Here is a 23,814-nt window from a genome sequence, read left to right on the forward strand (position 1 = left end):
GGGAGGATAGCATTTCAAAAGCTTCTGAAATTCTTCCAAATGGAATATTTCTTTTAAATCATTGATAATGAGAGGGATGTTGCTCAAAATAGTTTTAGAATAAGCGCTGCGCTTTCAGAATTGTAACCGGAATTTTAAGATTTGTTTCATTTTAGGCACCCCATCCTGCAATGAAATGATTAGAATATGAAATGATACAATAATTTAATAGTGCAATTGATGCCATATGAATATTGCCATGCCATGGTTTAAAGGGTCAAAGGGCTTCCTCTGTATTATAATAGTGTGCAGCCTCTTCCTTGGCTGTTCGGAAAGAGGAGAAGAGAAAACATTCAGGATCGGGTTTTCGCAATGCGGGGATGCCGATGAGTGGAGGAAATATATGCTTCAGGAGATGAAGCGTGAACTGGCCTTCCACCAGGATATGGAACTGATCTACAAGCAGGCCGATGATAACAGTGAGCTGCAGGTGAAGCAGGTAAAGGAGTTGCTGGCCGATGGGATCGACCTTTTGCTGATATCCCCCAATGAAATAGAACCACTCACCGCTATTGTGGAAGAGGTTTATGAAAAAGGTATACCGGTGATCGTGATCGACCGGGAGATCGCTCGGCCAAGCTATACCAATTTTATAGGGGCTGATAACTACGAGGTAGGACGGATAGCCGGACAGCATGCCGCCAGTCTGCTGAAAGGGAGGGGGAATATTATACAGATCACGGGGTTACCCAAGTCATCGCCCGCTATCGGGAGGAGGAAGGGCTTTGAGGATGCCATCAGGGAATGGCCGGAGATGAAGATCATCCACACTTTTAATGGCGGCTGGATCAGGCCGCCGGCACAGCGGGGCATCGACAGTCTGAAGGAGAGTCTGCCCCAAACACAGCTGGTATATGCACACAATGATGTTATGGCGATGGGCGCCTATGAGGCAGCGCGGCAGGCGGGGATAACCAATATAAAGTTCATCGGGGTAGATGCGCTGCCCGTGCAGGGGATGGGGATGGATATGGTGGCCGACGGAAGGCTGGAAGCATCCATGCTCTACTCCACCGGAGGGGTTGAAGCCATCCGCAATGCGGTGCAGCTACTCAAAAAGCAGACATTACCAAAACGCACTATTCTACCTACCCTGGTGGTGGACTCCAGTAATGTGCGGATGATGAAGCTACAGAGTGACAAGATCCTGAGCCAACAGAATGATATAGAAAAGCAGCAGGAAATGATGGCTGAGCAAAGGCGCACCTACAATACCCAGCGCACCTTTGTATATATACTGATGGTGACACTGAGTCTGGTAGTATTATTTGCTGGACTACTCTGGTACCTGCGGCAGTTAAATAAAAAGATCAACCGGCAGTTAGCCCGCAAGAATGAAGAGATCAGCAAGCAGAGTGAGCAACTGGTGGAGATGTCGGCCAGGGCAACCGAGGCCAATGAGGCGCGGATCAATTTCTTCACCAATATTTCGCATGAGTTCCGGACGCCGCTAACGCTGATACTGGGACCGCTGGAGGAGATGCTCGAAAACAGGAAGCTGCCGACGCCACTCCGCCAGCAGTTGAGCATGATGCGCAAAAATGTGGTGAGGCTGCTGAGGCTGGTGAATCAACTTATCGATCTGCGGCGGATCGAGTTCAATAAGATGCAGGTGCGGGCGGTGGAAACCGACCTGGTATTGTTTGCCAATGAGGTGGTGCAGCTCTTCCAGGAGATCGCGCGGCGAAAGCATATCGATTGCCGTTTGCTGACAGCAGAGCGGAGTCTGCCGGTTTGGATCGATGAGAGTATGATGGATAAGGTGCTTTTCAATCTATTATCCAATGCGTTCAAGTTCACGGAGGAGAACGGGTCGATCACTTTGCAGATAGAGAAAGATGTTGCTGCCAATGAGGCGGTTGTTGAGGTGAGGGATACGGGTATGGGGATGAGTGCCGAAACGCAGCAGCACCTGTTTGAGATCTTCTACCAGGGCGATCATGATACGCATAAAGGGTCGGGACTGGGCCTGGCGCTCAGTAAAGAGCTGGTGGAGTTGCACCATGGTGCCATCAGTGTGCAGAGTGAAAAGGGAAAAGGAGCGGTGTTTACGGTGAGGCTTCCGCTTGGTAATCGTCATTTCCAACCTGAGGAGATCAGTGCCGATCATCTGGAAAGCGACTGGCTGCTGGATGAGCAGAAATATTTTCAATCGGAGGTGGATGATCGTGGGGTGGGGGCAGCTGAATCAGCCTTTGAGGGAGGCCAGGCTCTTATGGCCCCTGATGAGAAGCCCGTCCTGCTGGTGATAGAGGATAATCCTGAGATGCGGCAGTTTCTGCGGCAGCGGCTCGAGGGAGGTTATGAGGTGCTGGAGGCGGCAGATGGTAACAGTGGATTGCAGCAAGCCATGGATAACCTGCCGGATATTATCATCTGTGATGTGATGATGCCGGGCAGGGATGGCATCAATCTCACCAACCAGTTAAAAACTGATGTGCGCACTTCCCATATTCCGGTGATACTGCTAACGGCGAGGACGGCTACTTCGCAGCAAATGGAGGGACTGAAAAGTATGGCGGATGCCTATATCACCAAGCCTTTTGATTTCGCATTATTGCAACAGAGTATAAGTAGTTTACTGGCTAACCGGAATAAGTTGAAGGAGCATTTTACGGCGGCGCTTCCTGCTGAGATCCGGACGCCGGGAGCAAATAAAACTGACCGTCGTTTTGTTTCGACTTTTGCATCAATTGTGGAGGCCAATATTTCCAATGATGCGTTTACGATTGAAGATATCTGTAAGGAGATGGCCATTTCTAAGGTGCAGTTGTACCGAAAGGTTAAGTCGCTGATGGATACCAATATCAATGAATACATTTTGCAAATGCGGATACAGAAGGCGCGATATTACCTGCAGCATGAAGAGATGACCATTGCAGAGGTAGCTTACAAGACCGGGTTTTCCTCGCCGGCTTATTTCTCTACGGTCTTCAAGAATAAGGTTGGGATCTCGCCTACCGTTTACCGCGATAAGGGGATGGGAAAGGAGTAATGCTGCTGGTGGGCCTCGCAAGGGTGGGCTCGCAATAAGCGCATGTCTTACAGCGCACCCTAACATTCAGCGCACACTAACATTCAGCGCATACTGCGCAACCAGTCTCTCATTCAGTTTAGACTTCGTAATCATCTCGGGCAAAATTTACAAATCGAAAGTAGTGAGGCGAGGGGTAGAAAAATGATGCGTTAATAGATTTTACAAATCGCAGGTGGTGATGGGAGAAATAGAAAATGCCACTGGTAGCAAAATTTTACAAATCGCAGGTGGTGATGCGAGGAGTAGAAAATGCTCACGTTAGCAAAATTTTACAAATCGCAGGTGGTGTGGGTGATAGCGTCGAAAAAGATCATTTTTATAGTTCCATATTTGGAACATAATATGTGTTTATTGATCTATAAATGGGTCAATATAAAACAGCTTCTTTTGCAAGCCCAATTCTTAGCTTACTTTCAATTTGTAAAAAAACCGGAACCTAATCTCTATCCAAATGATTAATGTGGTCCCGGTTAAAAACCACCCTACTCAGAATTTGAAGTGCCCGCGGTAAGGATAATTTCCTGCTTCGATATCATCCTTCATATCGAGTCTGCCGCTAACACCTTCAAATACACCTTCGCCGCTGCCATCAACAAGAGGATGCTGACAACGACCAAGAATTTCCGCCCCCAAATAGGAACCGTCTTCTGCACAGCCTTCATACTTTGCTTCAAACCTGTAGGTGGTCCAGAATGAACCGGAACTTCCTTTATACGTACCAATAAAAAGTTCCCTGCCCACTTCGCGGTAGGTGCCACTTGGAGAGCATTCGAATTCATCCACAAACACATAGAGACATCCCTCCAGATCTCCTGTCATCCTTACGGCAAAAGCCGCACCTTGCTGTGCTGCTACATTACAGGCATCGCTATCGTCAAAATAACCAATACCTGAATATTGTGTTGCACCCATTGATTCCATCAATACGGATTTCAGATTGCCAACTGCCAATTCATCGGATATAGAATAATCTTTACTGCAGCCGATGGTGATCAGACCAAGGCATAAGATCAGTGGAACAATTGATTTCTTGTTCATAATAGACCTCCCGTTATTTGGTGAATAAATAAAGACAGTCTAATTGAAAAATCAGTTCGCAAAAGGGGAAGATAAGGTCGTGTATTCGTTAGGGCAAGAGGGGTAAATATGCAGCTGTGAGGAGTACTTAAATTTAAGCAATTAATGCGAACCATGCAAGTTTTCGTTGGCACATACCATTGATGTATTATATCCGGCATACAGAAAAGGATAATTTAAATTACTATTATATACCATCGCCCATGGACAATAGAAATTCCATCTCCAGGAGAGTAGCCGTAAAGAGTTCTGTATTCGGATTACTATCGGTAGGCATACCACAGTTGCTATTTGCCCGCAACATAAATTATTGCAGCGATAATGTTGAGCAGACAGTTCCCAATAGTCGCTACCCCGCTATTGAAGAGTCAGTAGTAGCCGAAGTGGTTGGGGTATCACATTTCGACCTGGAGCGATTGAAGAAACTTGTGGAACCGCGGCCTGAACTCGCAAGAGCTTGTTGGGACTGGGGTTTCGGCGACTGGGAAACAGCCATTGGCGCGGCATCACATGTGGGTAGAAAAGATATTGTCAACTACCTGATGTCTATAGGCGCGCGACCCGATATTTTCACCTATGCCATGCTGGGCGCTTACTCAACAGTTAAATCGATGATTGATTTAACACCGGGTGTTCAGCGCATTGCAGGACCCCATGGCATCAGTCTGCTGCAGCATGTAAAAAACGGATTGGAAAAAGAGCCCAACAACCGGGAGGCCACCAAACTAATCAGTTACCTGCAATCACTGGGTGATGCAGATGGCGAAACCTATCTCAGCATGGAAGATGGCGAGAAAGAAAAATACCTGGGTGATTACAAATATGGTGATGGTGAGCAGCAGGGATTCTCCATCAAACTCAATATGCGGAAAATGATCAGTCTGGGTAAGCTGGGGAAAAACGGCGGCGCACTTTATAAGATCGGCGACAATAAATTCATTTATAATGGAGCTCCATCAGTTGTTGTAAGTTTTAATGTTGAAGCTGGTAAAGTCATTTCGCTGACCATAACCGAACCTGGATTAAGTGTTATCGCGAAAAAAATATAAGCTGTTTTAAAATTTACAAATCGAAAGTGGTGGGTCCTGGGGTGGGAAATTGTCACTGCTATTTTAATTTACAGATCGCCAGTGGTGAGACTTGAGGTAGGAAATTCTTGCTTCTATTAAAATTTACAAATCGCAAGTGGGCAGGGTGATGGTATCGGAAACTGTCATATCGCATTCCCCAAACTACTACCATACTAAATTCAGGATAACCGCTACTTGCTATCTGTAAATAAATGCGGAGATGGAAAATAAATGATCTGGATCAGCACAGTTTCGATTTGTAAAAAACGGTGGCCATTCAAAATAAATAGCTGTATAGGAGCTTAGTTCGATCTGTAAAAAAGGGCGGTCATTGAAAATAAATAGCAGTATCGGAACATACTTTCGATTTGTAAAAATCTCCGTGCAAGAATAAAAGCAAAAATAGAATCAAATCACCCCTTTATAACATACTCTACCCAGTTAGGTCCCTTCTTAAAGGAATCGGTGAACTCCTTTTTCTCCGAAGCCTTCAGTTCAGCGCGGAACTTTTTCGCCCGCGCATCCTGGATCACCCCAACATCGGTACGCACCAATCGTCCGCGCGACTTTTCTATCAGCACACGGTATAATGATTTGTCGGGGAAATTCTCAGACCCGCCCCATGCAGAAGGCACCTTATCCTGCACCAACGGCATGAACACAACAAGATCATCATTCTGCACATGGTTAAGTCCGCTCACCGAAGCTGTTCCATTATGACTGCCATGATGACCCACTTTGTAGAAGATCGTATTGGCAAGCAGCTCAGCAGTATCCTTGCCGCCCTTCTTCTTCAGGCTGCGCATGACCGTTGGCTTATGCCAGCCCATCCAGTTGCCCGACTGTGCATCGCCGGGAAGCAACACCACGCGACCGCTATCGCCAAATTCAATCGCCATCGCCAGACTGGTATTATTGGTGAGCGCCGTCACCCGCATCGCAATGGAGGCAGCATTCTCGAGCCAGTCGGTCTCAATCTGCCGCCAGCGATTGGCAACACTATTATATTCTTTCAGAAATGCTTCCTTCTCCTTTCCCTGCAAAATATATTGCTCGCCAAAAGGCGATTGACCCTCCTCCAGGCTGATCCCACTCTCCACAATTGGTTCATTAAAAGAGGATAAATTCTCATCCTCTTTGGCAAATGCGGGATTTAATACACCCGCAAAAGCTGGATTTATCGTCCCCATAGAACCCGGATTTAAGCCCGCCCCAGAACCCGGATTTAAGCCCGCCCCAGAAACCTGGTTTAACACACCTGCCCCGCCAGCCTTATCTGCTGATGGCGAAGCAACCGCCAGTTTGTACATCTCATCTTCCTCGGTTGCGATCTTAAAGAAACGCATATCCCTATCGCGCGGCGGACCGAGCACATAAAATTTCATCCCCTCCGCTCCTTCCAGATCGCTGATCACCTCACCCGGTTTGAGGTAACGGACATCCCCTTTCTTCTTCAGGTAGCTGACAGCATCACTATTGGTGAGCGATGCCTTGGCACCCCGCATCGGTATAACGCCATCCTCTAACCGAAGTAACTCAAGCGTATCCTCCATCGTTTGGAGCTGCGCTTTTGCACGCGCATTCATCCCCCTTACATGCGAGCTGGCGGCAGCTTTCCGCCTGAGAGAAGTGATCGCCATTTCAGCAGCAAGCGTCAGCTCTTGCATTTTTTTCCCATAAAGATCTTTCAGGACCTTCGCGATATCATCGCCCTCATCCTCGATCCATGACATCCACACTTTTCCCACTTCAATGCGATCAAAAACAGCACGGGCCTGGTTGAATCCCGAAACATGATCCATATGCTCATGGGTGAGCACCAGCAGATCGAGCTTCCCATTGCAGGTGGCATGGATATCTTCCACGCAGGCGCTGATAGCCTCCTTCTTCGTCATCCATCCCCCGCAATCGATCAGCATGGAAAATGCGATATCATCACCGCGCTGGAAGAGCAGCAGGAGACAGTCGCCCACAGAACCGGTATTGTACATCCTGAAACGGATAGAATCAATTGTACTCATATAACGGGAGTTTTTGCCTGGTGAATAAATGCGAGAGGTTCGGGCTTGTCGTGCGCGAAACCGATATCCTCCACGAGATCGCCGAGCATGCATCGCCACTGCATTTTGAGCCTGCTCTCGTTGAATTTCAGTTTTCGGTTAGCCTTGTTCGTGAGCCGGTAAGTATCGAAGATGGGTTTGCGGATAGCATGCCTCAGTGTGAGGTTGTCAAGATCGAATATCAGCGTGCAGCCACCGCGGAAGATCATGCTCTCTCCTGCCATATCGCTCTTATTGCCATAACGGAATTTCCGGAAGCTGGGGACACCGTCTTTCTCTTCCACTGCAAGCTTGCAGCGTTGTGAGAGGGTCATGATGATCTGGTTGAGCACATTGCCATCGGGACCGATCCGATTGTGTAAACGCAGTGAATGAATCTCCACCGATGGACCTTTTCGGGTACTGTTAGACGTTCGTATGCCGAAATCTTTGTACTGCTCCGAGAATACGAGTCCGGTTATATTTTCAAATGTGATGGGGTCGATGGCTGCGCCCTGCTCATCGAACATATAACTATGCAGTCCCTTGATGCCCAGCCTGGGATTGCCGCGGATGAAGTCGCGGGTTTCATTGAAGATATCTTCGCGGTTTGTTTTGTAGGCCAGCTTCTCCTTGAAGCCACGAAGGAACTGGCTGATATCACGCGCAAAGCCTTTCTTATCGCTCTCCGATTCATAGATACTATAGCCGAGCGTATCGGCGGAGAGATTGGGCACGCCGGCAGGGATGATACCGCGCTTGCGGAATGCGTTGATGAAAGCGATCCGGTAATGCTTGTCGTCATTGGCCACCAGTTCTTTGTCGGCGGTGATGAGTGCGCGGAGATAATCGCCGTAGTTGAGGTCCACCGGCGGACAATAATCCAGTGCCCGGATGCACATATTCAGCACATGCGATGCCGTTTTAGAAGCTTCATCGGCGAGGCGGGAAACAAGGTCCGGGTGTATATCACCGTTAGGAAGGATGCCGGTGCCGCCCGTGGCTATGCGAAGAAGATCGGCTGTGCGGTTTTTGTAGATGGTGACGAATGCGTCGAAGACGGCCGATACCAGCAGGGCGCCGCGGTCATGGCATTCGAGGTTGTTCTCATAATCAGTTGGACTGGCAATATTTCGTTGCCAAACACCATCAACTGTTTTACCGATGGCATCGCGGAGGGAGCGGTATTCACCCGTCGATTGCCCGAATTCCACTGCCAGTTTTGCCAGCAGGTTTTCGGCATCTATTTGTCCGCGTACGAGGCGAACCTGGTTGCGGACGATCTCGGGATGGGTGAAATGCTGGAGCAGGGCCACGATATCGGCGAAGCCTTCGTGGAAGCCGGCGGTATCGGGATGGGTGGGTTCGAGGAAGCGGCTATACATGCCATCGAGGAGGGCATGGGTTGTTTCGTGGGCGATGATATCATGCGATAGGCAGGAGAACACGATGCCTCCGGGCAGGTAGATAGCGCTGTTGGTGGCGGTGGCATTGAAGTAGCCGAAGAGCAGGGCTTTCCTGTCGGCCGAGTAGTACGCGTTGTGGTCGCGCAGAGCATGCGGGAACACCAGCAGTTGCCGAACGAATTCGAAGCTGCGTCTGTTATTGCTGTCGATCATCTCCACGGGGCTCCACATCACTTTTCGACCCAGGGCTTTCTCGAAATTCTTTATGGTGTTCATGGTAACGGCGTACACCATCTGCTGGTGGAACTGCGGATTGGTTTCACTGGGTGAGAGACCGTCGGACGCCAGAATCTCGGGACGGTTAAGGTCCACGGGTTTGTAGATGGCGTTGCTGGCGGGATCGCGGTCAATGACGCGGATATACTCACCGTCGGGCCCAGGCTTGAGGTTATCCTCCCATGGCACTTTGTAGGTGATCTCGTTGATGCCTACTGTGTCGAGGTCGAGGGATGTTATAGGGTCGAAGGCATAGCCACGCAGCTTGCGGAAGGGCGGGCGGTTGTTGAGGATATGGTCAGGCATAATGATAGATTAACGCTGGACAATAGAGTTTAACCTGTATCTCGGTTAAGGTGGATGCCTGTTTGATGAGGCAGTCCATCTGTTGCTTTGACAGAGGGGTGAGATTTGTGCCCACGGTGCGGGCTATACGCTTTTCTTCTGCTGTGGGGAAATCTAAACTTTTGTAGTTGATCCGTTCTTTCAGCCAGTTGGTGATTTCGCCTGTGTAGTGACCGGGACTCGCGACCCATTCTTCTTTCAGTTCATGTGCTCTTATAACGGAGTCGGGTACCTGCTTTTTCTCGAGGTTGGTGATGAAGCCGGGGATGCTGTTTTCGGCGTTCCACCCAAGGGATAGGTATGCTATTTGTTTGCCTGATGCGGCGGCATTTTCATAGACGTCCTGCACCATTTGAGCATTTTTTATGCGCATCATGAATACGTTGACTGTTTGCACGAGCAGGGAGATGGTATTGCTGAACGAGAGTTCTTTTCCCATGCCGCCACCGGCATCGCTGGTGATGATGGTGGAGCAGTTGTACTGGCCGCGCTGCATGATCTTATGGATGCCCTGGTTATCGTATACGCCGCCGTCGACGAGAGCGGGGTGGATGCGGTTGGCGTCGGAGGGCTCGCGGAAAAATTGTTTATCGATGGTTATGGGGGTGAAGGCGAAGGGCACGCAGGTGGAGGCCATGACGGCGCGGGCGATGGGGAAATCGCCGGCGTTGAATTTGATGGGGCGTTCGAGGAACTGGTAGGTAGAGTCCTGCATCCAGGTGCGGCTGAAGGTGAAGGGGCGGGCTGTTTGCAGGTTGGTGGATCCTATGACGAGTGTGGGTGATGGGTGCAGTTGGGATAATGATTTTTTATGGAAGAAGAATTCGTCGTAGATCTTTTCTATGCGACTGCTGGCGGGGAAGAGTTGGAACTGGAATTTGTAAAGTATGATAAGCAGGGTGATGATGAGTAGCGGCGATCCCCATTCGTAGTTGGTGAACAGAAGAATTATGGCGGGTACGAGGAAGGCTAGCACTACCAGGATCAGCTGCAGGAAGGTTGTTGAGAGAAGAAGTTTTTTGATAACGTTCTTTTGCTGCAGGCCGTTGTAGAGTTCGTTGAAGAACTCTTCGAATGAATTTTTTCGGGTGCAGTAGGCGGCGCCGGTGATGGATCCGCCGGAGATGGTGGAGATGATATCAACCTGATCGAGGACATTCATTTCCTGGAGCTTTTTCAGTGTGCCGAGGTGGAAGGCTGCGGCGCGGTATCCCCCTCCGGAGAGGGATAGTCCAAGGCGATTGGAGGCGGACATGGTTTAATGCTTTTGGATACTGTGATGATACGAAAGAAAAGGAGTAATGTCAATTACCAGTTTCGGGTATTTATGCGGGTTGCGCGGGGTGGCGGGGTGGCGGGGTGGCGGTGATCATGGTAGGGTCGCTCATATACGGCGGGTGAAATTTACAAATCGCAAGTGGTGCTCCTGCAGGTAGAAAATATCGCTGCTATTAAATTTTACAGATCGCAAGTGGTGTAAGAGATGGGGTCGGAAAAAGATCATTTTTTTATTGCTCCATATATGAATCAAAATGAGTGTTTGTTGATCGATTTATGAATCAGTATAAATTCCTGACTTTTTCGACCTTCAGAATTCTATTGCTTTCATATTGTATCAGGAAATCTACAGCATAATACATTCAGGAAATCTACTGTCATACTGCATTCAGAAAATCTATTGTCATACTGCAATCAGAAAATCGACTGTCATACTACATTCATAAAAAATGAGGTCACGCAGTATTTCAGGAAACTGATCTCATATTGCATGCGGGAAAGCTACAGCATAATGGATTCAGCAACGCTTCAGCATAATGCATTCAGAAAACTATTGTCATGCTACATTTCAGGAAATCTGCCCTCATTCTGCATTGTTGAAAGCTGTTATAATACAGAACTACTACTTGCGAATTGTAAAAATTGTGGAGATGGAAATAAAAAGGTGTAGTTCAGCTTAGTTTCGAATTGTAAAAAAATCTGTGATTGCAAATACAAGACAGTTTCCGAACATAGTTGCGAATTGTAAGAAACAAATGATAGAACGCTACAGAAGATCTAATTATAATGAAAAACGTTTTCCTCCAACTCATTCCATAACATCCATTCGGACCAGGCCTCATCATTAGAGACGAGCAGGTAGAGGAGTTGGGAATGATTTTGAGTTTTGGATGTGTTTTGGAGAATCGGCGAGTTTTGGAGAATCGCTGAGTTTTGGAGAATCGCTGAGTTTTGCGGTAGGCAGGCCCTTTTCAGCCTGGAAAATCCGTGGGAATTACTGAAATTATTAAGTATGGGAGAGTTTTGAAGTTTTAATGGGGATAGGTTGCTTGGGTTGTCAACATGTGATAGTGTTTCGGGATGTAGCGTAGGGCTGGCGGCCTGATTACTAAGTGGATGCACCTCCACTATCTGCGCGGAGTGGGTAGAAGAAATGAGCGCGGCCTCGCAGGCCTGCTTCCATGCATCGTAAACCCCGGGAATCCCAAATTGCACAGCCAGAAAAACATCAATCAGTTTGGCATCCTTTACTCCATTGGTAGTATAATAACCCAGGATAGAGGCCGAATTGTATTGTTCATGATCGAAGTCCATTGGCATCATGAGCCGGATATTCTGATCCCTCCCAGGTTCCGCCACCACCCTTTTGCCGATGATGAAACTGGTAAGTCCGCTATCGGTAAGCGTGAGGGCGAAACGAGGGTCATCCGCATCGAGGGCCAGGTCTTTAAGCAGCCTCCTGATGAGGAAAAAATATTCGTGCGTCCAGCGGGGATCTTTATCACCAAATGCAAGCGCGATGAGTGGGACTTCACGTTTATATTTTTCCAGGTATTTGAGGCTACTGGCCATATGAAGAGGTTTATTTGCCACAAATATAGATCGCATCACCATCCCCAAAAACCGTGAAATCACCCTAATTGGTTTTACAGCACTGAATCCATTCCAGGTTATAAGACTGAAAGCAATAGCGTTCAAGCAGGAGATCTCAATCTCGGATTTTTGCCACCCCACCCATCAGCGGATCAGTTAATCCATGCCGGCCAGTTTCAACGCGGCCGGCATAACGCTTCTCGAAATTTTTGTATCCGCTAACGGATATGGATAGGTCGTACCAGCCGGAACTGGAATCAAGTACGATGCGTTCAACAGATTTTGATTGGGGTGAATTGGATTGGGGTGGATTGGCTTGAGGTGAATTGGATTGGGGGGGATTAGATTGGGGTGGATTGGATTGCTGCGGATTGGGTTGCTGCGAACTGTTATTTCCGGATATTGGTTGGACTTCAGTATTTATCGTGGGACTGTTAAGCTTTAAGATTTGCGTTGACTTAGATGCCTGCGATGCGTTGAGTGCTATCGTCCGCTTTGCTGCTCCATAAGAATTATCCTCAATCTCAACAATCAATTTCGTACTACCGAAATTCAATAGCGACAACAGAAGATTGCCTGTAAGTTGTTTGGGCTTTCCGCTTTCTCTTTCGTATTCAAGGACGATCGCGAGTTCAGGATCGTTTTCGTTTCCGCTGAACATGCGGAAGAATCCATTGGGGCCATACACATCAAAGCGGTATTCGTTGCGGGGGAATTCGTCCAGCAACCAGCGGTCGGTCAACTGGCTTCCGGCGCTCAGGGCATAATTTCGGCAGTAGTCTTTATGGGTGCGTGCATACACGATAAAGGCCGCTCCGCGCGAAAGATCGCCGAAGCATTCTGTGCTGGCTGTAAAAGATAATTCGAAGGATTTATTACCAGGCGTTTGATTGCCTATCGCGGATTGTTTTTCGTCGCCAGATAACCTTCCATCTGCGTATAACTGGTATGGTAGAGCGCAGGAGTTTCGCGTTCCCTTTTCCTGCAAAGAGATAAACCTTCCATCCTTTTCATACTGCGGCAGCGATTTGTTGCGTGCATCGTGGATTGATTTGAGGAAGGGCTCTTTTTTCACCGGCTCGGGAAGCGAGAGCGGTTCGCCGTTATAAGGGCGGAAAGCAGAGAGGAGATCGCCGCAAATGGTGCGCCGCCAGCTGCTGATATTGTTTTCGATGATTGATTTCCCGAATTTTTTCTGCAGGAATTTCTCGAGGAACTGCAGGTTAGAAGTATGGTCAAAAACCTCGGAGTTCACCCATCCTCCTCTTGTCCAGGGTGAAACGATCACCATGGGAACGCGGAAACCAAGGCCCAGTGGCTGGTTATCCGACACCTCGGTTCTTGCGTCAATTCCGGGACTCACAGAGCCTGTGGAAGGCGTGGCCGGCAGTGGCGCAACGAAGGGCGGGATATGATCGAAATAGCCATCGTTCTCATCGTAGGTAAGGATGAAGATGGTTTTTTTCCAGAGGGCGGGGTCTTCGGTGAGTATGTCCATCACTTCCGAAACATACCATGCGCCATACCACGGGGCGCTGGGGTGATCGGAGAATTTCTGCGGCGCCACGAGCCAGCTCACGGTTGGGAGTTGCTTGTTCTTCACATCCTTGCGGAACTGGTGGAGGATATCGCCACGGGGTATGGAGAGCTCCACTTCTTTACCGGCTTCTTCATATTTAAGGGAAGTGAGCTGGTGGAAGAAGGGGTCATCGCGGTTGGTGGTGAAGGCTTTATCGTGGAGGTTTTTTTCGCGCTGCGATAATTGCTCATAGTGTTCGCGGGTGAAACGTTTTTTGTCTTCGTTTATACGAGCGAGTGATTTTTTTCTTTCTTCGATTTCCTTTTTTAAGGCCTCGGCGGATAGATTGTTTGCGGTCTTCTTTGAAGTGTCGGCTTCTTTGTTTTTTGCGTTATTCTTTCTAGCGCTGGTTGAAGCATCGAGCTTACGCTGCAGCGCACGGATAGAGGCTTCGATTTTCGCCGGTGCCTGTTGGAGGAAGTCGATATATCCCGCCGATAATTTCACATGGTACTGACTGAACCATTCGATGGGGTTATCGGTGAAATTGCCGAGCCACGAATCTTCTTCGTCGCTAAGTCCGGCGCCTACGCTGATTTCGTTCTGGTAGATCTTCCAGGAGATGCCCTGCTCTTCGAGTCGCTCGGGGAAGGTGGTCCAGCTTGCTTCATGGGAATAGTCGGTATCGCTGTTTAGCGTGCGTGCTTTGGCGTTATGGTCTTCGCGGATCTTGCCGGTCCAGAAGTAGAGGCGGTTGGCGGTGGTACCGGTGAGGGAGGAGCAGAAATGCTGGTCGCACACCGTGAATGCGTCGGCGAGGGCGTAGTAGAAGGGGATATCCTCGCGGGAGTAGAAGCCCATGGTCATGGGGAAGTCCTTATCGTTGCGTCCGCCGATCTTTTTTGCTTCCAGCCATTGGTCGTAGCGGCCTTTGTTGCGTGCCTGCTGCTGGTCATCCCAGGAATGCGGGAGGTCGCCCATCCAGGTGGCGCGGGTGTTTTTTATGTCGAGGCGGAAGGGAGGATGGGTATGGCCGTTGGCATTCATCTGCAACCAGACGGGATCATTATCGGGCAGACGGATGGCGCGGGGGTCGTTGAATCCGCGGACACCTTGTAGCGCGCCATAGCAATGGTCGAAGGATCGGTTTTCCTGCATGAGGAAAACGATATGCTCCGCGTCATGCCAGTTGGAGCCGGGATCGGGATTTATGGCCAGGGCCTTTTGTATGGCTGGCGGAAATATGGCTGCTGCGCCTACGGTGCCGGATAGTAGTGCTGCTTTTTTCAGGAACTCCCTTCTGTTGTCCATTGTTTGCGTTTACTGGGAACTAAGGTAAAGCAGAAGTTTTGGTGCTGGGGAGGTTGGGGTATTAAATGATTGGTTTGTTTTTCGGCGGGAGGGGGTTTTTTACAAAGGGAAAGTAGGGTAAAAGAGGGTGGTGATTTTTTAGATGCGGGGATTTTTTTACAAATAGAAAGTAGCGGGGAGGTGGGTGCTAATTTTGGGTGCGGGAATTTCTTACAAATGGAAAGTTGGGGAACCGAGGGTGGTGATTTTCGGGTGCGGGTATTTTTTATAAATAGAAAGTAGCGGGAAGGGGGAAGTTGTTTTTCACGTGCTGGAATTTTTTACAAATCGCAAGTAGGTTGATAATGGAAATTACTTTTTTTGCGAGGAGATATTTTGTGGTGGAGATATTTTGTGGTCTGGATATTTTGGGATTAGAATTCTGATTACTTGCGATTTGTAAGAAAATATGTAAACTATATTTTGGGAATAGAATTCTGAGTACTTGCGATTTGTAAGAAAATATATACACTATATTTTGGGAATAGAATTCTGATTACTTGCGGTTTGTAAGAAATAGATAGCCTATATTTTTGGGGATGAAGATTCTTATTCCGTTTGCGACCGATAAGTACTTTCAAAAATGCGGTTCGCATTGGCAGCTTCAAATCCTTCCCGGCGGAGACTTCTATTGGAATATTCATTCCCCTGGCCTTCAAATTGGGGGAGCATTTTTCGTTCGGCGAATTCCACATAAGAACCAGGAATTGGATGTACATCGCCTTCTGCAAAGGTTGCATCTATCATATGGGCAACTGTTGCGATTTGATGCAATAATCCATCGGCACTGGTTTTAATTTTACCCCCCGCATCATTCAACTTAAATCCATTCTTTTCCAGGAAAGAATTGAAGAGAGGAATAGTGTTATAACCTTCTTTAAGATTATGGATACTTATGGTAAAATGATTCAGGTAGTAGCGATTATATATAACCCATGCAGCATATTCCGACTCATCCCGAAGCCGGGAATATTCACTCAATGTAGGAATAGGCCACAATCCGCCATGCATAAAATGATCAAGTGCCACAGGGTTATTCATATCCAGTTTATCTACAGGATCTGACTCAATCTGGTTTGTATATTTCCTGATAATCTGTTGTGCATTTTCAGAAAGCTCATTAACCCTCAGCTCGCTGATAAAAATCCTGGGCAAAAATTCTTCCGGCGGTGAATACCAATAGGCATTCAATTTTTTTTCGGGAAAGTTGTAGCTGTCCCTTTTTTCATATCCGAGATGAAGGAATATTTTTTCTATCGATGGGATTCCAAGGTTGGGTACTCCTAAAGTTCGAAAAGCTATATGATCATTATCGATATCTTCCGGCTTTTGAATAATTTCCTCAGCAACCATCGCATTAATAATTGCCTGCACATCAGGAACGCGCTCCTGGTAGCGACGCATGAGCCCATTAAGCATTTGCTTAAGAATAGTTGATCTGGATATCATAAAATAAGCATTTTGAATTAGTTGATACTAATAGCCAAGATCGGTCATTACCTGATCCAGCATCGTTACCATTGCATCGGCATTCGCTTTGGAAAAAACCAAGGGGGGTTTTATTTTCAGCACATTATTCAACGGTCCATCGGTGCTTAATAGAAAACCTCTTTCTTTCATTACCTCCACTATATCATCGATCTCGGGAACTGCCGGTTCCAATGTTTGATGATCGCGAATTAATTCTACTCCTATAAACAAACCATGTCCGCGCACATCGCCCATGATCGCATGCTTCGGCATGAGTGCTCTTAATTTTCCCAGTAGATGATTACCAGTTTTCCATGCATGTGCCTGTAGACCTTCCTCCTGTATTACCTGCAACACTGCTTTGCCCGTAACCATTGAAACGGGGTTGCCGCCATAGGTATTGAAGTATTCCATACCGTTATTAAATGCATTGGCGATTTCTTCCGTAACAACCACGGCAGCAAGCGGATGACCATTGCCGATAGGTTTTCCCATAACAACAATATCCGGGACCACATCCTGCAGCTCAAATCCCCAGAATGCCTCTCCCACCCTTCCAAAACCAACCTGTACTTCGTCGGCTATGCAAATACCGCCGGCCTTTCTGATCTTATTATAAACTGCCGCCAGGTAACCCGCAGGAAGTGGGATCTGTCCGCCAACACCTAATAGTGTTTCGCAGATAAATGCAGCGGGTGCCTTTCCTTCTGCCTGAAGGGAAGCAATGATACGATCCATATCAGCCGCATACTTAGCCCCTGCTTCCGGATCAGCTATTTTATACGGACCACGGTATCCATCCGGATTCATCGCCTTGTGGATATAAGGCTGGCGGCCAAAACCTCCTTTACCATCGAACTTATATGGACTCATTTCAATGGCTGTTGTTGAAGTGCCATGATAAGCATGATCCAGTACGATAACGTCTTTTTGCCCCGTAAAATGGCGACTCATGCGAATCGCCAGGTCATTGGCCTCACTCCCTGAATTAGTAAAATAACAAACGCTCAATTTTGATGGGAGGGTTGCCGTCAGCATTTCCGCATATTCAACAAGATGATCGTTCAGGTATCGGGTGTTCGTATTCAATGTAGCCAGCTGTTGTTGCATGGCTTTTACTACTACCGGGTGACAATGACCAACATGACTTACATTATTGACGCAATCCACATAAGTATTACCCTGGTCGTCGTACAAATATTGAAGGGCTCCCTTTTCAATCTTAAGTTTTCTGCGGTAACTGATACTTAAGTTGCGGCCAACCCTTTGTTTTCTTCTTTGCATCAACGTATCATGATCGTCGCCTCCCTGAATACAGGAAGGCATTCCGCAAGCCTCCCTGAATGCCTGTTGCGCGCGGAGGGGATTGATCTGTATTAACTGGTAAAGCAGTTTCCAGGCGGCATTTTCCGTAACAAAATGGTGTTCATTAGAACTATCCAGGCTACGATTATAAGCCGCTCTCGCAACACTGATGCAAAGTCTGCCCGCCACCAGGTAATAGAGAAGATCAGCCTCTTTTTCGAGCAAAGGGTATTGGTGGTTATAAGCTTTCACTACTTCCTTTGCTGCAGTAAGGGGGTCCTCCTTATGAAGCATTGTGTAGGTACATGCAACTGCCAGGTTGTTGATCAAAGGCGCATACACCATATCGCCAAAGTCAATGAGTCCGGATATGGCATCATCGGTTACCAGCAGGTTATAGTCATTGGCATCATTATGTATATACGCTTTCCTCAAACCAGAGAGTGCCGGTAATACAAGCGTTTCAAACTGTAATAAAAAATAAGCTGCAAGCCTTTTTTGTTCCGGGTTACTGATATGCACCAGGTAAGGCGAAGCATCCAGGGCATTACTGATATCCCACTCATAATGCCGATGCATGGCAGGATGTTTAAAATCTTTCAGTGATTTATCCATACGGCCAAGGAAATCTCCTATGGAGGCTAACAGAGAGGTTGAATGATTTTGAAGGTCCACCAGGAAATCTCCCTCTAAAAAATTAAGAACCCTTATATGGTAGTGTACATCATCAATCAAAACTGTTAGTACATATTCATTGTTAACTGTTGGCAATACAAACTGGATCCCCTTACTAACCGGAGATTCCTGCAGAAAACGAAGGATGGCAACCTGGGCCTCGAGGAAAAAAAGATCGTGCTCATTAGATGCCACCTTGCAGATATAGAGTTGGTTATTTGTAGTAGTTAATAAAACATTTTGTTCATCATAACCCTGAAGCGATTCAATGTTACCAGTTAGACCAAAATGTTGTTGCAGGATAGAGCTGAGTTGCGGAACTGATAAATACATGATCAATTTGAATTTCGATTAATTAATAATAGCAACAACATTGCTGCCGACCAACTAAAATTCTGCGCATTTAATCCTGCCCCTGTGATCGGATGATAATTTTCATAGATGGGTTCTCTTTGCAAAAGTCCGGAGGCATTTTCGAGTAACTTCTTTTCCAACTGTGCTGCCTCTACTGTATAACCATATTGTCGTAGGCCTGCAATGGCAAAATAAGCCTGGTCGAGCCAAACTGGTCCCCGCCAGTATCCTTCCATTGGGTCAAACTGGGGATGCGAGCGATTCAATGTAGGGAAAGGCATTGCTGTGTTAAACATAAGCGAATCAAGCAACAATTCCTTCAAAGCCCGGGACTGTTCCGGTGATGCCAGTTTCACCCATAGCGGTGCCCATCCTTCCGGGCCGGGTATATTCACCAGGTTCCCGCTAAACAATTTACGATCGAAATAATAACCCTTTTCCGGATTATAGAAGTCATCAAACCGCTTCTTCATCATACCCAACTCCTTTCTGAAAGCAATTGCATCCTCCTTGTATCCGAGAATGGATGCCATCTGTTCCAGGCATTGCTTTTCAAGATAAAGAAAGGCGTTCAGGTCTACAGACTCCTGATTAAGTGACCAGGCCCCGGAAGTATTCTTTACCATGACGGCACTATCAAAACGCACGGCATTATCCATTCCACTTTCCCAGGCAGCAGCGAGGCGTGTGCCATCGGTAGAACCAAATTCACACCATCCATTCTGATCATGATCCCGGTATTTATACCACCAATTATGATATTTTGTAACCAGTGGATAAAACTCCTTCAACAGGGAAGTATCGCGGCTTTGCCGAAAAATTTCCATAACGGCCCATGCAGCCAGTGGTGCCTTTGTATTACGAAGGTTGTTTTCTTTCTTATCGGCATAAATACAATCGGGTATCATGCCAACAGAATCCTGGTAGCTGAACATACATAAAAGGTTCTTGCGTGCCAGTGAGGTATCGATCAGACTTAGCGCGGCAGCATGTTTCCACGAATCCCAACTCCAGAACCCATAAAAGCCCTGGTAGGAAGCAGAAGGGAATAATCCGTCATGAAGCAGATCACGAGAAGCTGAACGCCAGTTGGTGATAAGAGTCATGATAGATTTTACAGCGAGTTTTTTCTCGGATTCAGATAAGGTGCCTGCATTTGCTTTACTGAAATAAGTTTGGAGATATCTATCCCATCGAGCTGCATTCTCCTCGAATATTTCAATGGGATCGATCTTTCTGTGCTTCGTTGTTTGCTGGTTGCTATCAGGATAAAATGCCTGTGTTTGCCAGGAGTCCGCTGACCGGCCCGCTGGAATTTGAACATTCTTCCGCAAAACAGAATATGACTTGCTGCCTTTTGTATTCATGATTTCAAATCCATCGCTGAAAACAATTTTCAACAAAGCCTTTGAATCTGTAAACCTTGTATTCAGTTCTCCTTTTTGCGCAGAAATGAAATTATTAGCAAGTAGTGAAGAGCCCGACCAGCCAATGTCAAAATGCCTGTTCTGTTTTCCGGTATTGGTAAGCGTAGCGTAAATCAATGCCTGCCTGTTATCCGTATAAACCAGGCGGATAACAGATTCAAGGCCATCATAATAAAGATGTTGTTCCATCCTGCCCGGGTAATAGTACAGTCGCGTGCGTGAAGTATCAGGTTGGAGAAGTCTGCCTTTTTCAACCACCCTAAATGATGAAAAATTGTTAGCCAGCCAGGTTCCCTTCATATCCATCAATAAAGGCCCGATAAATCCACCATGATCGGCGCCCTTTAGAGGAAGCGCATAAGCATGCCAGGCACCAAGGTCGCTGAAGAAATTGGATGCTACATTACTTGTATCCTGAACATGATCTTGAAGTGATATAAGATTTGCCCTGTTATTATCAATAAGCTCCATATTAAAATGGAAAGTATAATCGCGGTACGGAAGCGTATACTCCGAATGTGTTTTAGCCCCCCAGCTATTATCTCCCCCCACACCCATCTGCATAAGATCAATATTGACCCAATAAAAATCATCGGGTATAATGGTTGACCCGTGGATATTCTTTTTGCGATCAAATTCAATTTTTTGTCTGTCAAAGGGAAGAATCCCGAAAGAGAAAAGGCTATCCGTAAAGAACCGGATTCCTTTACCTGACGCCTCTGAAAGCTGCAAGAAGCGGCTGTCGGTGCGGTAACCCGACTCCTGTGCTCTTGGGTATGGGTGAAAAAAGCTATCTGCATGCAGCTTATATAAATCAATATGCGCAGCATAGTTTCTGTCAACATAATTATCGAAAGGACCTCTCCCAAACCATTCAGCGTGTTGCAATGATCTATCCACTTTAAGTTTCCATCCGAAACGAGGAAGTTCCGGAAGGTTATTGCCACTGGTTGAAAGCTTTGATTCTACCTTAACCTGCCCTGCCTGATTTATTCTGTAAGTGGTGGAATAGGTGGCCTTCACCGATGGTAAAACATGCTTTGTAATAACCAGCCAATCTGCGCTTCCACCCTTTTGTAACTGAATATCCTCTAACACTGCATTGTCAGCTATATTCTGCCAGGCAGCAGCACGTATTTGTAAACTGTTGCCGATATCATTATCTGTGACTGCTCGCCAGAAATCGGGCGTTAAACTTCCCTTTAAAAGGTTGTCTTCCCCTTTCCCATAATGCACCATCCACCCGCTTGATTTGTTGAAGCTTATAGTAAAATCATCGTTACCTAATGTGTATTGGCCGGATGTGTCCAACAATTTAATCGGTTGCCCTGAGAGGCTATGCGTGAGCAATGGCGTTTTCGTTCCCGTTATAGGAAATTGACCTGTTGCCAGCTCAAAATTTGCAGGCAATAATGCGGTGGGTATAGTAGATAAAAGTTCCAGGTGCAGATATGAATCCTTCTCCTGCAACAGATCCGGTTCAGGCAAAGGAAGCCTGATCATTGCATGCGCCCCCGGCAGAACGGATAGATCTTTTATTGTTCCGGACTTTATCAATTGACCCGCTGATTTTACTGACCAGTTAAGAATAACTCCACTCAGGGTTGTGAAGTCATGTCTGTTATATAATTTAATGGCATTCCCCAAAGGGACCGTCTCAAAATGTACTGGTTGATACACTTTCTTTAATTCAAAGGCCTGCGGATGTGGCTGACGGTTAGCCTGGAAAAGTCCATCCGCACAATAACTTGTATCACTGGTTGCACCCACCTGCCCCATATCGCTTCCATAAGCCCAGTATGATTGCCCTGACTCATTTTTTTGCAGAAATGTTTGATCTGAGAAATCCCATATAAAACCGCCCTGCAACTGAGGATAACGATAAATGAGATCCCAGTAATCTTTCAGATTACCACCGCCATTACCCATCATGTGCGCATATTCAGATAAGATCAGCGGCCTTGTTTTCCACTCTTTTACATAATCAAGCAGGAAACTTGTTGACTTGTACATCGGGCAGAAAATATCAGTATATGGATTGTCCCTTGCTTCTTCATATTGAACCGGCCGTGTAGAATCACGTTGACTTGTCCATTTATAGGTTGCTTCCAGGTTTTTCCCGAATCTGCTTTCATTACCCATAGACCATGTAATGATGCTGCAGAAGTTTTTATCACGTTCCACCATTCTTTTCATTCTGTCCAGGTAGGCAGCTTTCCAATCGGGATGATCAGAGAGGGTTTGCAAAGGATGGAAAGCCATGCCATCACATTCAATATTGGCTTCGTCAACCACGTAGAGGCCATACTGATCGCATAACTCATACCATTCTTCTGCGTTGGGATAATGACTATTTCGAACAGCATTGATATGGTAAGATTTCATGAGCCGGATATCATTGATCATACTTTCACGCGTAATGACTTTTCCCGTGATCATATCATGTTCATGGCGGTTCACTCCTTTCAACTTAACCGCCTTTCCATTTACAAGGAAAAGACCATTTCTTATTTCAACACTGCGAAATCCAATCTTTTGCCGGATAACTTCCTGAACCTGTCCCTTCCTGTTTTTATGAATAAGAAGTAGTGTATAGAGGTTAGGTGTCTCAGCATTCCATTGCTTTACAAAAGGAATTTTTTTAACCAGATTCACTGAGTCGTTTGGCTTTACAGATACAGTAGTTGTAAAGACCACCCGACTTGTATCTACAGCATCCATTAGGCGCACCTCAATTATTGGTGACTGCCGGGTTGTTTTACCCGCCATCTCAATATCAAGTTTGAGCAGTCCATCCTTGTATGCACTATCTAAGGAAGCGCGTACAAAGAAATCGCGTATATGGTGGGATGGCCTTCTTATGAGTGTTACAGAGCGTTCTATCCCACTCAGCTTCCACATGTCCTGGCCTTCAAGGTAAGTACCATCACTGAAGCGGAAAACCTGTACCGCCAACCTGTTCTTCCCTTTCCGGAGATGGGCTGAAACATCAAATTCGGCAGGGGTTTTACTGTCTTTACTGAAACCCATATACTTTCCGTTGATCCAGCAATAGAAGAATGAATTGACAGCACCGAAACGTAGTGTAACGGGCTGGCCTGCAAAGCCTTCAGGCAGATCAAACTCACGGATATAAGAGCCAACAGGATTGAAATCTTTGGGAACAAATGGCGGATTTGGCGGTATAGGATATTCAACATCAGTGAAAATATAGGAATCAAATCCTTCGGTTTGCCAGTTGGCCGGAACACGGATATTTTTCCATTGCGTATAATCAAAAGAGTTCTTAAAGAAATCCAGGGGACGCTCTTGCACGGTCCTGACCCAATTAAATTTCCAGACACCATCCAGGTTAATTACGGAGGAAGATCTTCCATCTTTTAATTCCTCAAGATTCTTATATGGAAAAAACCATGCATGCGGCTCCAGCGTGTTCTGTGAAACCAGTAAAGGATTTTCCCAATCATTGATCTGCGCCGGAATAGCATTGGCTATTGATAAAGCCAGGGCCGTAAAAACAGCCCTGGCATGGATGGATATTTTCATTCTTTGGT

Annotated in this window: 11 protein-coding genes; 2 read left to right on the plus strand and 9 right to left on the minus strand. The window is 46.8% G+C overall.

Features of this window, described 5'->3' with window-relative positions; all coding sequences use genetic code 11:
- Positions 1 to 226 precede the first annotated feature (226 nt).
- Positions 227 to 3,034 (plus strand): hybrid sensor histidine kinase/response regulator transcription factor, encoded by a 2,808-nt coding sequence (locus V6M43_RS07275; protein WP_332733772.1) that lies wholly within the window; start codon positions 227 to 229, stop codon positions 3,032 to 3,034.
- A gap of 528 nt (positions 3,035 to 3,562) precedes the next feature.
- Here V6M43_RS07275 and V6M43_RS07280 read toward each other — a convergent pair.
- Positions 3,563 to 4,114, minus strand: a complete 552-nt coding sequence (locus V6M43_RS07280) for a hypothetical protein (protein WP_332733774.1) — start codon at positions 4,112 to 4,114, stop codon at positions 3,563 to 3,565.
- 242 nt (positions 4,115 to 4,356) lie between these two features.
- On the opposite strand from V6M43_RS07280, the gene V6M43_RS07285 reads away from it, so the two are divergent.
- The gene (locus tag V6M43_RS07285; RefSeq protein ID WP_332733776.1) at positions 4,357 to 5,202 is read left to right on the plus strand and encodes a hypothetical protein; all 846 of its coding nucleotides are present in this window, start codon (positions 4,357 to 4,359) and stop codon (positions 5,200 to 5,202) included.
- 434 nt (positions 5,203 to 5,636) lie between these two features.
- Here V6M43_RS07285 and V6M43_RS07290 read toward each other — a convergent pair whose 3' ends face one another.
- The 8 genes from V6M43_RS07290 to V6M43_RS07325 form a co-directional block, all read right to left on the minus strand.
- Positions 5,637 to 7,244: a hypothetical protein gene (locus V6M43_RS07290; RefSeq protein WP_332733778.1), complete on the minus strand. Its 1,608-nt coding sequence runs from the start codon at positions 7,242 to 7,244 to the stop codon at positions 5,637 to 5,639.
- The gene (locus V6M43_RS07295; protein WP_332733780.1) at positions 7,241 to 8,944 is read right to left on the minus strand and encodes a hypothetical protein; all 1,704 of its coding nucleotides are present in this window, start codon (positions 8,942 to 8,944) and stop codon (positions 7,241 to 7,243) included. Before V6M43_RS07295 ends, V6M43_RS07290 begins: the two co-directional genes overlap by 4 nt.
- Positions 8,945 to 9,242: 298 nt before the next feature.
- The gene (locus V6M43_RS07300; RefSeq protein ID WP_332733782.1) at positions 9,243 to 10,544 is read right to left on the minus strand and encodes a patatin-like phospholipase family protein; all 1,302 of its coding nucleotides are present in this window, start codon (positions 10,542 to 10,544) and stop codon (positions 9,243 to 9,245) included.
- Positions 10,545 to 11,344: 800 nt separating this feature from the next.
- Entirely contained in the window at positions 11,345 to 12,139 is a 795-nt protein-coding gene (locus tag V6M43_RS07305) for a hypothetical protein (protein ID WP_332733783.1), read from the minus strand.
- A 136-nt stretch (positions 12,140 to 12,275) separates the two neighbouring features.
- A complete protein-coding gene (locus V6M43_RS07310) occupies positions 12,276 to 14,990 on the minus strand; it encodes a phosphocholine-specific phospholipase C (protein ID WP_332733785.1) in 2,715 nt (904 codons plus the stop codon).
- A 588-nt stretch (positions 14,991 to 15,578) separates the two neighbouring features.
- Positions 15,579 to 16,478 (minus strand): DUF1338 domain-containing protein, encoded by a 900-nt coding sequence (locus V6M43_RS07315; RefSeq protein WP_332733787.1) that lies wholly within the window; start codon positions 16,476 to 16,478, stop codon positions 15,579 to 15,581.
- Between the two features lie 27 nt (positions 16,479 to 16,505).
- Positions 16,506 to 18,812: an aminotransferase class III-fold pyridoxal phosphate-dependent enzyme gene (locus tag V6M43_RS07320; protein WP_332733789.1), complete on the minus strand. Its 2,307-nt coding sequence runs from the start codon at positions 18,810 to 18,812 to the stop codon at positions 16,506 to 16,508.
- A 2-nt stretch (positions 18,813 to 18,814) separates the two neighbouring features.
- Positions 18,815 to 23,806 (minus strand): glycoside hydrolase family 2 TIM barrel-domain containing protein, encoded by a 4,992-nt coding sequence (locus tag V6M43_RS07325; RefSeq protein WP_332733791.1) that lies wholly within the window; start codon positions 23,804 to 23,806, stop codon positions 18,815 to 18,817.
- Positions 23,807 to 23,814: the final 8 nt, after the last annotated feature.

Source organism: Flavihumibacter sp., from assembly GCF_036676075.1.
In the GTDB taxonomy this organism is placed as follows: domain Bacteria; phylum Bacteroidota; class Bacteroidia; order Chitinophagales; family Chitinophagaceae; genus Flavihumibacter.

What these genes read in the sequence shown, in the direction of transcription:
- V6M43_RS07275 (WP_332733772.1), top strand. Translation starts at nt 227, where the DNA reads ATGAATATTGCCATGCCATGGTTTAAAGGGTCAAAGGGCTTCCTCTGT.
- V6M43_RS07280 (WP_332733774.1), bottom strand. Translation starts at nt 4,114, where the DNA reads ATGAACAAGAAATCAATTGTTCCACTGATCTTATGCCTTGGTCTGATC.
- V6M43_RS07285 (WP_332733776.1), top strand. Translation starts at nt 4,357, where the DNA reads ATGGACAATAGAAATTCCATCTCCAGGAGAGTAGCCGTAAAGAGTTCT.
- V6M43_RS07290 (WP_332733778.1), bottom strand. Translation starts at nt 7,244, where the DNA reads ATGAGTACAATTGATTCTATCCGTTTCAGGATGTACAATACCGGTTCT.
- V6M43_RS07295 (WP_332733780.1), bottom strand. Translation starts at nt 8,944, where the DNA reads ATGAACACCATAAAGAATTTCGAGAAAGCCCTGGGTCGAAAAGTGATG.
- V6M43_RS07300 (WP_332733782.1), bottom strand. Translation starts at nt 10,544, where the DNA reads ATGTCCGCCTCCAATCGCCTTGGACTATCCCTCTCCGGAGGGGGATAC.
- V6M43_RS07305 (WP_332733783.1), bottom strand. Translation starts at nt 12,139, where the DNA reads ATGGCCAGTAGCCTCAAATACCTGGAAAAATATAAACGTGAAGTCCCA.
- V6M43_RS07310 (WP_332733785.1), bottom strand. Translation starts at nt 14,990, where the DNA reads ATGGACAACAGAAGGGAGTTCCTGAAAAAAGCAGCACTACTATCCGGC.
- V6M43_RS07315 (WP_332733787.1), bottom strand. Translation starts at nt 16,478, where the DNA reads ATGATATCCAGATCAACTATTCTTAAGCAAATGCTTAATGGGCTCATG.
- V6M43_RS07320 (WP_332733789.1), bottom strand. Translation starts at nt 18,812, where the DNA reads ATGTATTTATCAGTTCCGCAACTCAGCTCTATCCTGCAACAACATTTT.
- V6M43_RS07325 (WP_332733791.1), bottom strand. Translation starts at nt 23,806, where the DNA reads ATGAAAATATCCATCCATGCCAGGGCTGTTTTTACGGCCCTGGCTTTA.